Here is a 13,000-nt window from a genome sequence, read left to right on the forward strand (position 1 = left end):
AAAACATCATTTTCGACGAGCTGCACGTTCTGCTCTTTTAGCAGCTCTTCTGGCTGCTGCTTCATCATCGATCTTACGTTCTTTTTTTCTCTTTTTCGTTTCGACTTCCTCTTCTTTTACAATCGGATCAGACGGTTCTAGTTTTTCTTTAATTTTATCAAGCTGTCCAGTGAGTGAAGCATAATTGTAAAAACGAGTTTTTGCATCTAGAACCGTTTTTTCAAACAATTTTTCAGCTAATTGAGGGTTGGCACTTTCTAGTGAAGAAAACCGGACTTGCTTACGCATAAAATCGCCCATTGTTGAAAAGTCTGGTTTTTTGTAATCCAAAATCATCGGAACCTTCCCTTTTTCAATTAAACTTGGATTATAACGATAGAGGGACCAATAGCCTGATGAAACAGCTTCTTTGGCTTCTTTAATCGATTCTTTCATGCCACCCAACAGACCATGGGTGATACAAGGCGTATACGCAATGATTAGTGATGGCCCTGGGTATTTCTCTGCTTCTTCAAACGCCTTGATTGTTTGCATTTGATTGGCACCAGAAGCAATTTGAGCGACATAGACGTTCCCATAAGTCATTGCCATCATTCCTAAATCTTTCTTCGACGCATATTTCCCACTTGCGGAGAATTTTGCAATAGCTGACGTTGGCGTTGCTTTAGAGGTTTGCCCCCCAGTATTAGAATAAACTTCATTATCCAATACTAGGATATTCACATCTGCCCCACTAGCCAATACATGATCGATACCACCAAAGCCAATATCATAAGCCCAACCATCTCCGCCAATAATCCATTGACTGTTTTTGACAAAAATATCTTTGTGCTCAAGAATGGATTCCAATTCTGGGACTTGCTGTACTTCCGCTACCATCGCAGCCTGAAGTTTAGCTGCTCGTTGTTGTGTTCCTTCGCTATCGAATAAATGGTTGAGCCAGTCCTCCATCAACAGTCGAAGCGCACTCGATACTTTTGGCATGATTTCACGAACAGATTGCGCTAAAGCTTCACGACGGGTTTGAGCAGCTAGTAACATACCATAGCCAAATTCAGCATTATCTTCTAATAAGGAATTAGACCAAGCTGGACCTTGCCCACAAGCATTTGTTGTGAACGGTGATGCTGGCGAAGCTCCTCCCCATATTGAAGAACAGCCGGTTGCATTAGCGATCATCATTCGGTCTCCGAACATTTGGGTCAAAAGTTTCACATATGGCGTTTCACCGCAACCCGAGCAAGCACCTGAAAATTCAAGCAACGGTTGGTTAAATTGGGTAGCCATTACCGTATTTTTTCCTTTCATAGGGTTTTCTTTCTGTCTCAATGTCATTGCAAACGCCCAATTGACCGCTTGTTCTTTTTGTTCCTCGTAAGGTTTCATCACTAACGCTTTTCCTTTGGCTGGACAAGCCTCCACACATAATCCACATCCTGTACAGTCCTCCACGGAAACTTGGATACGATATTTTAACCCGTCAGGTCCTCTCATATCACGAACGATAAATCCTTCAGGCGCTTCAGTCAGCTCTTCTTCATCAGCTAAGAATGGGCGGATGGCTGCGTGCGGACATACAAATGCGCACTCATTGCACATCGTACAACGGTCACTGATCCATTCAGGGACTTCTAGGGCTACACCTCGTTTTTCCAGCGCTGCTGTTCCTAATGGCATCTCGCCAGTTGTCATCTGGTTGGCTACTAAAGTACCTACTGACAGTTGATTTCCTTCTTGAGCATTGATTGGCGTAAAAATCTCTTTTACGTAACGTGATGTTGTCTCTTCTTTTTTGCTAGGTAGTTCTAATGATTGCCAATGTTTGGGGATTTCAACTCTATGGAGAAGTTCAAGGGTATGATCAATCGCTTGGTTATTTTTTTCTACGATTTTCATTGATTTATGACCATAGCTTTTAAGCACTTCTTCTTTCAAGAGCGGAATCACTTCTTCAATAGGAATAATGTTTGCTAATTTGAAAAAAGCCGTTTGCATGGCAGTGTTAATACGACGACCTAATCCAACTTCTTGAGCAATTTTCATCGCATTGATCGTATAAAATTGAATCTCATTTTCTGCCAAATATTTTTTTAGACGAATAGGCAGATGCGTTTCTAACTGCTCATCTGTCCATAAAGTATTCAATAAAAATGTGCCACCTTTTTTCAACCCTTTAACTAAATCATAGCTGTGCAAGTAAGCAGGCGTATGACAAGCGACAAAATCAGCATGTTCAACTAAATAAGTAGAACGAATTGGCGTGTTTCCAAAACGGAGATGGGAAATCGTCAATCCACCTGATTTTTTTGAATCATAGTAAAAATAGCCTTGGGCGTATTTGTCTGTATGATCGCCAATGATTTTAATAGCAGATTTATTTGCACCGACTGTCCCGTCAGAACCAAAACCCCAAAACTTAGCTTGATAAGTTTCAGCATCCGTTAAATCCAATGTTGGTCTTGGTGCCAAAGAATGATAGGTAACATCATCCACTATCCCGATTGTAAATCGTTTTTTCATTTGTTCATCTTTTTGCAACTCGTCAAAAACGCTGATGATTTGATCTGGTGTCACATCTTTTGATCCTAATCCATACCGCCCCCCAATTATTTTAGGACAGATTGTTGCATCATAAAGTGCACTTTGAACATCTAGCAGTAATGGTTCCCCACCAGCTCCTGGTTCTTTGCTTCGATCTAATACGGCAATTGACTGTGTAGTTTTAGGAAGTTTTTGCAACAATGTTTCAATTGGGAATGGGCGATAAAGATGGATATTCAAGAAACCGACTTTACGGCCATTTTTATTCAAATAATCGACTGTCTGCTCAATCGTTTGCGCTACCGACCCCATCGAAATGATGACTTCTGTCGCGTCGGCAGCACCATGATAAGTGACTAAATCATAGGAAGTTCCACGTAATTCATTGATTGCTTGCATGTATTTTTGTACGATGCGAGGTAATTGTTCGTAATACGAATTGATCGTTTCTCTTTGCTGAAAATGAATATCTGGATTTTGATTCGTTCCACTAACAGTTGGGTGGTTAGGGTTCATCGCTCTGTTTCTAAACGCAGCAAGTTTCTCTTGATTGATTAACGATGCTAACTCGTCATATTCTAGTACTTCAATTTTTTGGATTTCATGGCTCGTACGAAAACCATCAAAAAAATTCAAGAATGGCAGCTCTGCTTCAATCGAAGCCAAATGTGCTACGGGTGCTAAGTCCATAACTTCTTGCACACTGCTTTCTGCAAGCATCGCAAATCCAGTCGATCGAGCAGCCATGACATCCCCATGATCCCCAAAGATATTTAACGCATTCGTCGTGACTGCACGACTTGCGACATGAAATACGCTTGGTAGTAATTCACCAGCGATTTTATACATATTGGGTATCATCAACAACAATCCTTGAGAAGCTGTATAAGTCGTTGTCAGCGCTCCTGTTTTGAGCGAACCATGCACAACACCAGCCGCTCCTGCTTCAGATTGCATTTCAACCACTTTAACTGGTTGTCCAAAAAGATTTTTCTTCCCACTAGCAGACCATTGATCCACTAATTCTGCCATCGTTGAGCTGGGCGTAATGGGATAGATTGCAGCTAATTCTGTAAAAGCATAAGAAATATAAGCGGCAGCTGTATTTCCGTCCATTGTTTTCATTTTTCGCATTTGTCATCATCCTTGTTCAAATTCTCTCAAATATCCCACCTATTATAACGCAAAAGCTCCTGAAAACCTACCTATTCTGTAAAAGTACTCACATGAGAAGATACATGCTTTATTAAACAAAAAACTAGTCTTTTTCCTGAAAAATGCTTAAAATGAATCTAAGAGGTGATTATACATGGATATATCTATCATTAAAGCAGATAAAACAAATACCGAAACTGGCATTCATTATGGAAACTTAGATGCTCCTAAGAAAATGGCTGAGTTTATCAATCTGGCTTGCCCTTATTGCCGTCAATGGTTCAACGAATCTTATGAATTACTCGAAGAAGCTGTAAGTAAAGGTCGTTTGCAACGGGTGATCAAACTTTTTGATAAAGAAAAAGAAAGTTTGCAACGTGGGAATGTGATGCATCATCATATTGATACATCAGACGGTCAAGTAGCTTTACGAGAAATCAAAAAAGTATTTGATTCGCAGGATGATTGGAAAAATCTTAGTCTAGCAGAAGTAGCAGATTATGCTCAAAATAAGTTAGGTCTAACTTACCAAGAAGAATCTCCTGCCTCTCAAGCAATTATAGCTGAGGCGAATGCTGCCAATATCCGTTTTGTTCCAACTGTTATTTTGGAAGATCATATTTTTGATGAATCGATCAAAAAAGAAGAGCTAATTGACTACATGAACGAGTAATAATCCTGACTATCACATGTACTTGTAATCATTATTGATCAGGATTGACACTATCGTTCCGACCCTAACAAGACCCAAGAACCCTAAAAATAGCCTAGCCTATTTTTAAGGTCCTTGGGTCATTTTTGATTGAGCGACTATCCAGATCTTAATTTAGAAAAAGATAAAAAAACGGATTGATACACCATCTATCCTAAGACCTTTCGTTGACAAAGCTTCGTAAACTAGCTTGGACACGTGGGTTATTTAGATGCTGTTGCCGTTTCTGTTCGATGACATTTTGCACTTTTTCAACGGCACGAGTTGTAGTCGATGAAAAACTTTTTGGCTGTGACAATATGGGTGAGTCTACCCGTGCTTTTTTCAGACTTAGGCCCATGGCGCTAGGATCCGATTCTGAATTTCTTCTCTTCCTCTCTCCTTCTGATTTCATTTCTTGACTCTTTTCATATTTTCCTTTCACTTGGTCTGAGCTATTTGATCTAAGCTCGATTTGATGAAAACGTTTGGTCAATTCATCCATAGATATTGGTTGTAGTGGTTGGTGACTCGTGCTTTGGTACAACGGATTGTTTTTAACTAGAGATAACACTTCATCTTTATGGATAAACCGCAGTTTTCCATCGGAATTAGGAACGGAATAAAAAGAAAATTCTGTCGCAATCTCGTTAACTGTCCTCCCTTTCTTTTCTTCATTTCGGATGTAATCACATATTATTTCTTGGACCTCTTCTGGTGATAAATTATATTGATATGAAATTACTCCTATATTTTGATTCTCCTTATACTCACTAACAATGATTTCACGCAATGGATCTATTCTATTCGATTTAGTGTAGATTTGATGAAACTGGTTTGTTGATTCAGCCATAGATATTGGTTTTGGTGGTTGGATCGTGCCTTCTTGTATCAGATTTTTCTTAACTTCAAAGACCTTTCCAGATTGATGGATAAATAACACTTGTCCATCGCCTGTATGAATGGTAGAAAAATATAACTCTGCCGCAACCTCATTAATCCGTCTCCCCTTCTTTCCTTTATTTACTATGTATTCGCTTATTATATTTTGTACCACTTCTAGCGGTACATTATATTTAGCTGAAATCATTTTTATATTTTTTTTCTTTTTATACTCACTAATAATAGATTTACTCAATAGATCTAAGCTATTTGGTTCAGGGTCGGTTTGATGAAACTGGTTTGTTGATTCAGCTATAGATATTGGTTTTGGTGGTTGGATCGTGCCTTCTTGTATCAGATTTTTCTTAACTTCAGAGATTGCTTTCTCAATGATAGGTGGTTCTGGGGTGTTTAATTCTGGTTGAGATTCGTTCTGAATTTTATTCACTATCTCTTGAACGGCTTCTTCGTTTATCTTTAGCGTACATGCAATTTCATTAATGGATACATTTTTTTCAATTGCTCCCTCTACATATATCTTATAAATTTGAGCCAACGTGCAGCCATTTCTTTCCGCAAATCCTTGAATTTTTTGGTTCTTTAATATATTGTTTTTAATATACTGATATGGAAATGTTTTTATTTCAGTTTGAGTTAAACAAAGCTGGTTACTTATTTCTTGTCTAGATATTCCCCTAATTGAATGATCTATAATAAATTTAGCCATTCGATGTTTCACCATTCTCGGAGTCCAGTCCAATTCGGTTGCAATATCACCAATTTTTATCCCTTTTCTTAGTTTCTTGACAAGCGCTTCGAAGCTTAGTTGTTCAAGTACCCTTTCTGGTTGTGTTTTTAATAATAAGGTATTTGTGTTTTTACTTTCTCCCTCTAACTTATTATTTTTTTCAACTTTTTTGAAAGTCTCAAGTATCCTCGGATATCCATCTAAACTCACAGGTAATATAATATTTAATTCTTCCCGTGTATATCCTTGATGAATCTTTTTTATTGCATAATCCTCTATTATCGTTTTAGTTTTTTCTACCGAAATATTCAAGCTTTCAGAGATATTCTTTATGTTTTTCTTTATTTTTAGCTTGTGAACGACCAATTTTTCCATCACATAATCTTCTGAACAACCAATATTCTCAGCAATGAGAGGGATATCACTATGCCTTTTAAAACTATTTTGGATAAATGCATGTTTTTTGTCCATTATACTAATTGAACTTTTATGTAGTCTTTCAGCTATCTGAAGTACCGAAAAACCTTGGTATATGCTACGTGCGATTTCTAAATTAAGTATCCTATAAGCATTTGGTCTACTAATCTTTAGTTGCTCGATAAGTTCTTCATGACTTATTTTATTTTCAAGTCCTTGAATGAACTCTACTCGTATTTTCTTCATTTCCTCCTTATTGTGGCGTTTTAGAAACGCTAATTTTTTTGAACTATCTTTATTGGGGCGCATCTTATGAATGGATTTTTTCATTTCAAGTGCGCCTTCGATATACATTAATTGAATCTGATCGAACGTAGAACTGTTTAACCAAGCAATATGTTGCATTGTATTAGCCTTTAACTCTACTGTAAGATAGTTGTATACATTTTTTTTCATTTGAGCTGTTGTTAACCAAAGATAGGTAGAAATGTGTTGTTTAGGGGTTCCCTTACTCGATTCACTGATAATAAATTGCGCTATTATCATTCGAATTGTTTTATGACTTCTATTCAACTCTTGTGCAATTTCCTCAATATTTTTACCTTTCTTTCTTTGGATAGCAATATAATTAATTAGATATTTATTTAATTCACTTGATGTTATTTCTTCTAACTTGTCTTTTCTATTTTCTTTGTAAAAATTAATTATTTCATTTTGTCTCCTACTTTCTACTCCTTTTTCTCCTGATTCGTTTTCCTTTTTAACTTCAAGGTAGATATTATAGACTCTTGGATTCTCAGCCAAATTAAGATGCAACATTTTATGCAATTCTTCCAGTGTGTATCCTTCCTCACAGATTTTTCGTATTGCACAATTTTCTATTATCTTTTTAGTTTCTCCTAATGAAATAGAAACACTCTTAGTAATATCCTCGATATTTTCCATTTTTTTCAGCTTTTGAATAATTATTTTTTCAAGAACATACGCCTTCGTGCCACCTATCTGCTGAGAAATGGAGTCAATCCTAGAGGAAGGTGGAATCTCAGAAATGGAATTATTACTTGAGGAATCCGAAAAACGTCTTAGAATATAGTTGTGTTTGTTTCTGTGAATTTCCTCAATGGGCTTGTGAAATCGTTCAGCTATTTCAAGTTCCGTAAATCCTTGACTTAGTTTACATGCGATTTCAAGCAATTTGATTTCAACCACTATTTTACGGTATATCTTCAAGCTATCTGCAATTTCTTCATCTGTTTTTCCTTGTTCATAACCTTGAACAACCTTGGCTCTCAGTATTTTATTCAGATATTTCATGATACTATTCTCCTTTGTTTTTAGTAGCAATAACCGTTATCAATGGGACTTGCTACTTACTTTTTAACATATTAAAGGACACTGATTAGAACTTTTTTTGGAAATATAATAAAAAAAGATTCTGAGACAAATACTTGTCCCAAAATCTTCATTAATTAAAAAATTAAAAATTTTTTCACTTAACTTGCTTCTTCGCGCAACTTTTCTGCAAATTCATTAATCTTTCTGATTCGATGATTGATTCCGGATTTAGAGATCGCTCCTGATGGAATCATTTCTCCTAGCTCTTTTAAACTGACTTCTGGGTGCTTTAATCTCAATTCTGCAATTTCTTGCAATTTTTCTGGTAGTGCAGTTAATCCAACTCTACTTTCAATCAATTCAATATTTTCGATTTGTTTTGCTGCAGCATCAATCGTTTTATTCAGATTGGCTGTCTCACAATTGACAAGTCGGTTGACTGAGTTTCGCATATCACGTACGATACGGACATCTTCAAAGCGCAACATCGAATTCGTCGCACCAATTAAGGTTAAAAAGTCAGCAATTTTCTCTGCGCCTTTTAAGTATGAAATATAGCCGTTTCGACGTTCCAATGTTCGAGCATGAAGACCATAATAATTTAACATATCACAAATGTCTTGATTATGTTGTTCATAAATGGAGAAAATTTCTAAATGGTAACGACTAGTTTCAGGGTTATTGACTGAACCAGACGCCATGAATGCTCCTCTTAGATAGGATCGCATTTTTTGTGCATTTCCTAAAATTTCATCAGATACATGCCCATTGAACATCATTCCGTCCATGATATCTAGATCCATCAGTACATTTTTCGTTCCTTGTTTCAAACGAACGATATAGACATTATTCTTTTTCAATTTCATTTTTTTTCGAACGAGTAACTCGCTTCGGACATTATAATGATCTTTTAAAAGAGAATAGATCCGTCTGGCGATAGCTGCATTTTCTGTTTGAACGTTTAAGATAAATTGTTGATTTACAATCCCTAAAGATCCATTCATTCGCAAAAGTGCAGCTAATTCCGCCTTTGCATGTTCGCGGTGAACTTCAAGTCCAGTAAGTTCTTTTTTGACATCTGCCGCAAATGACACCCTATTCTCCTCCTTTCTTTTAGTAACCTACCGTTTAATATTTGGAACCAAAAACCAAACGAAATAGCTCTTCCACAACTTTTTCACCATCATGGAAGACACCTCCATTTTTTAATTCTAAAAAGTCAGTCGAAATCACTCGACAACCTTCATTCCGTAATCCATGAAAATCATGGGTTACTTGTACGAGGTATTCATCGTAAATTTCAGGATCCATATAACCTGCTGGTACTTTTTCTGTGTTAACTAAAACAGTATCAATAAATGGTCGTTTCAAATGTTCATGCAACACCCGAATATGATCAGCATCTGTAAAATGTTCTGTTTCACCTTTTTGTGTCATGATATTACAAATATACACCACTTCGGCTTCTGTTTTAGCTACTGCTTCTCCAATTTCTTGGATGACCAAATTAGGTAAAATGCTAGTAAACAAACTACCCGGTCCTAAAACGACCATATCTGCCTCCATAATGGCAGAAACAACTTTTCGTGCTGGTTTGGCTTCGCTATCATCCGTGGTATTTCGCACATAGACATGATCAATCGTTTTTCGATCGACCGCAATTTTTGATTCCCCCACCGCAGTAGTACCATCTTTAAAAACTGCATGGAGTGTTAATGGTGTTTCAGAAGAAGGATAGATATGACCGTCCACATGCATCATCTTAGATAGGAGTTGTACTGCTTCGTATGTACTTCCTCTCATTTCTGCGACAGCGGCAATGATCAAATTACCGATCGTATGATTGGCTAAAAATTGATCTTCTTTTTTAAAACGATACTGAAAGATATCTTCATAAAATTGTGGCATATCCGACAATGAAACCAACACATTCCTCAAATCGCCAGGGGGCGCCATCGCAATTGATTCTCTGATTGCACCGCTACTGCCCCCGTCATCTGCGACAGTTACGATTGCTGTAATATCAGCCCCTTGGTTACGCAAGCTTTTTAAAATAACCGGTAAGCCTGTGCCACCCCCAACGACAACGATTTTGGGCTTTCTTATACGGTAAGTTTTCATCTTCACGAGCGATTCACCGTCTCTTTCCGTTTATCTTTGTCACGGTGAGTCACATTGACTTTATAATTTTCTTTCAAAGCACCTGATAAACGTTCTGTTAACGCAACTGAACGGTGTTGCCCTCCGGTACAGCCAATAGCAATCGTCAAGCTGCTTTTACCTTCTTTGATATATCCTGGTAAAACCGTCTGTAATAAATCTAAAAACTTATTATAAAACAGCTCAGTTTCATCAAATGACATCACATAGTCATAAACTGGTTGATCTTTTCCTGTCAAAGGTCTTAATTCAGGAATATAGTGGGGATTTGGTAAAAAGCGTACATCCATCACGATATCTGAATCAATTGGCAAGCCATATTTGAATCCAAAGGAAACAAATTCGATTCGAAAGCCTTGATCGCCTTTGGTCTTAAACGTTTGATTGATTTTTTCCCTTAACTGACGTGGTGTTAAAGTCGTCGTGTCTATAATGACCGAGGCCTGCATCTTTAGATCATTCAATATCGCACGTTCTTTACGAATTCCTTCCGTGACTAAACCGTTCATTGCCATTGGATGGGTACGTCTTGTTTCCTTGTATCGTGCGACTAATTCTTCATCGGATGCATCTAAAAATAAAATCGACGTATCGATAAAATCCGTATTCTCAATTTCGACTAACATATTTTGGATTTCTTCAAAAAACGAGCGTGAACGCAAGTCTACCACTAATGCCATTTTCGTCACTTTACCCGATTCTTTGATCAATTCCCAAAACTTTGGAATTAGATTTGGTGGCATATTATCAATACAGAAATACCCCATATCTTCAAAACTTTGAATAGCGACCGTCTTCCCAGCGCCACTCATCCCTGTGATGATTACTAGTTGTAAATTATCAGCCATATCAAACGGCCCCCTCTCATATCTCTTCCTAAAATTATATCACTTCCGGGCGTATCATTACCAGTTAAACATTCTTAAAAATGAAGTTGTCGATAAAAATAGGGACAAATACCACTGTAGGTATCCGCCCCTAATCTTTGCTCATAAAAGTTTTCAACTTGATATGGTAGCTTGTCGGTGTTGTAAGGCACGGGCGATCGTTTGATCAGCTAAGATTGACTGTGCGTCAATGACGGGATATTCATTTTCCCCTACATACTCTTGCATCAACGATAATTCTGTACAGCCTAAAATAATTTTCTCGCAATCAAATCGCGCCACCGCTTCTGCCAAAATTTCGTAGTATAGTTCTTTGTTTAAATAATCTGATTCTTTGATATCATGATAAATCAAATGGTTGATTTTCGCCTGAAGTTGAGCATCAGGAATGACAGCCTCAAAGCCTAGCTGTCTCACTTCCTTTTCATAAATTCCAGCTTTCATGCTACCTTCCGTACCTAGGATGGCTACTTTACCAGTTGTATTTTGTCTGACAAGCTCATTTGCCGCTTCTCGTGGCATATGAAGAATCGGAATCTCAGTGGCTGCTTGAAGTTCATCAAAGAAATAATGAGCTGTATTACACGTTAAAACGATAAAATTTGGTTTGAGTAAATTTTGTTTTTCAACATCATCTAGTAGGTAAGGCATTGGACTTTCTTGTTCCCTATCTAAAATATAAGCCGTTCGATCAGGAACTGTCGCATGATTAAATAATACATAATTTAAATATTCCTGATCTTTTGAGGCTTTGGTTCGATGATTGATTAGACGGACAAAACTCTCTGTGGCCATCGTTCCCATTCCGCCCAAAATACTAAAAAAGTTTTCCATGAATCAACCTTCTTTCACATGAAAGTATTTTTTAAATCGAGGAATGTAATTTCTAAACATATACTTCATCAATAACCAGCGTTTGAGCGAACGATCTTTCTCATAAAAAACAGTCGTTCCATAACGATTTTCTTTAATCATTTTTTCTGCAACTTTTTTGTCTTCATTTGCTTTTGCATAAGTTAAAAAGACCTTGTTAGGTACACCCATCCATAATTTTGCTTGATCCGATTGGCTTGTCCCATAGGTAGTCCCTGTGAATGGAACTTCAAATACACGGTCTTCTGTCACAAATTTTGCTAAATTCAAGCCATTAAGAGTGACAAAGAAACTGCTTCTTCCCTGACGAAGGTTGATTTCAAAAAGTTTGTATTCACCATCTCTTGGATCGTATTTCATATCAAAATTCGCAAAACCAGTATAGGAAATATCTTCTAAAAATCGTTTAATCGTTTGATAGATCTTTTCATTATAATCTGGCATGATCACCACATAATTACCAATCGAAGCTGGTGTTGGATCTTCTAGTAATGGGTGACCTAAACACATCATTCTTACTTGATGGTTTTCATCGACATAAGCATTTAACACACGCATATTACTATCATCCCCAGGAATGAAATCTTGGACGATCATTTCACTTGTATAACCTGCTTCGTAAATACGACCTAAGATCAAGTCAAATTCTTCACGATTATCGATAATAAAGGCTTTTTTTCGACCTTCAAATTGGACAGATAAGTATTCTACGCTGTTTGCCGGCTTTAATGCCACTGGAAAGTCAAATGGTAACTCTTGATTCAAATGCCCATCAACTAACATTTCTTTTCTAACAATCAACGTTTTGGGATAAGGTAACTGGTATTCCTCGCAAACTTCATAAAAACTAACCTTATTAATCAGACGTTTAAATAACGAATAATCGATGTAAGGACAAATAAAATACTTTGAGAGTTCTTCTTTATGCTGAGAAATCAGTTCTGCATAGCCATCTCCACATGCAATCAAGAGATACTTCTTCGTTTGATCTGAATATTTCTCTCTTGCTAAACGTAACATGGACTCAATAAAGACCGGATCTTTATCAAAACCAGGAATTACGTCTACTTTGACAATTTTGCTATAGCGAGTTGGTGCCAACTGATTTGATGCATACGCCTGGCAAACTTTGCCATACGCTTCATGAAATGAACGTGCCATTCCATAGACATTCATGTCGCTACCCAATAAAATAGGAATAAATTCTTCGTTTACATTACTGTTCATCATTATCTCTCACTTACTCATAATCTCTAGTTTTCTTTTTCAACTACACAAGGAATATCATACCATAAAGAAAAAAGCAATCAA

At 37.1% G+C, this 13,000-nt stretch carries 8 protein-coding genes; 1 reads left to right on the plus strand and 7 read right to left on the minus strand.

Features of this window, described 5'->3' with window-relative positions:
* Nucleotides 1–6: 6 nt before the first annotated feature.
* A complete protein-coding gene (nifJ, locus tag IGK91_RS07485; protein ID WP_034867015.1) occupies nucleotides 7–3,675 on the minus strand; it encodes a pyruvate:ferredoxin (flavodoxin) oxidoreductase in 3,669 nt (1,222 codons plus the stop codon).
* 175 nt (nucleotides 3,676–3,850) lie between these two features.
* On the opposite strand from nifJ, the gene IGK91_RS07490 reads away from it, so the two are divergent.
* A complete protein-coding gene (locus tag IGK91_RS07490; protein ID WP_010737737.1) occupies nucleotides 3,851–4,369 on the plus strand; it encodes a thioredoxin domain-containing protein in 519 nt (172 codons plus the stop codon).
* A 193-nt stretch (nucleotides 4,370–4,562) separates the two neighbouring features.
* On the opposite strand, the gene IGK91_RS07495 is transcribed toward IGK91_RS07490, so the two are convergent.
* From IGK91_RS07495 to IGK91_RS07520, 6 genes are all read right to left on the minus strand, one after another.
* Nucleotides 4,563–7,748 (minus strand): hypothetical protein, encoded by a 3,186-nt coding sequence (locus IGK91_RS07495; RefSeq protein ID WP_181934325.1) that lies wholly within the window; start codon nucleotides 7,746–7,748, stop codon nucleotides 4,563–4,565.
* 179 nt (nucleotides 7,749–7,927) lie between these two features.
* Entirely contained in the window at nucleotides 7,928–8,863 is a 936-nt protein-coding gene (gene whiA / locus IGK91_RS07500; protein WP_010718951.1) for a DNA-binding protein WhiA, read from the minus strand.
* A 34-nt stretch (nucleotides 8,864–8,897) separates the two neighbouring features.
* A complete protein-coding gene (locus IGK91_RS07505) occupies nucleotides 8,898–9,896 on the minus strand; it encodes a gluconeogenesis factor YvcK family protein (protein WP_010718950.1) in 999 nt (332 codons plus the stop codon).
* Nucleotides 9,893–10,777, minus strand: a complete 885-nt coding sequence (gene rapZ, locus IGK91_RS07510) for an RNase adapter RapZ (protein WP_010718949.1) — start codon at nucleotides 10,775–10,777, stop codon at nucleotides 9,893–9,895. Before rapZ ends, IGK91_RS07505 begins: the two co-directional genes overlap by 4 nt.
* Nucleotides 10,778–10,930: 153 nt before the next feature.
* On the minus strand, nucleotides 10,931–11,650 hold the full coding sequence (locus tag IGK91_RS07515) for an amino acid racemase (protein WP_010718948.1): 720 nt from the start codon (nucleotides 11,648–11,650) through the stop codon (nucleotides 10,931–10,933).
* A 3-nt stretch (nucleotides 11,651–11,653) separates the two neighbouring features.
* Nucleotides 11,654–12,919: a D-aspartate ligase gene (locus tag IGK91_RS07520; RefSeq protein WP_010718947.1), complete on the minus strand. Its 1,266-nt coding sequence runs from the start codon at nucleotides 12,917–12,919 to the stop codon at nucleotides 11,654–11,656.
* Between the last annotated feature and the right edge of the window lie 81 nt (nucleotides 12,920–13,000).

The organism is Enterococcus sp. DIV1208 (assembly GCF_050530455.1).
Classification (GTDB): Bacteria; Bacillota; Bacilli; order Lactobacillales; family Enterococcaceae; genus Enterococcus_B; species Enterococcus_B hirae.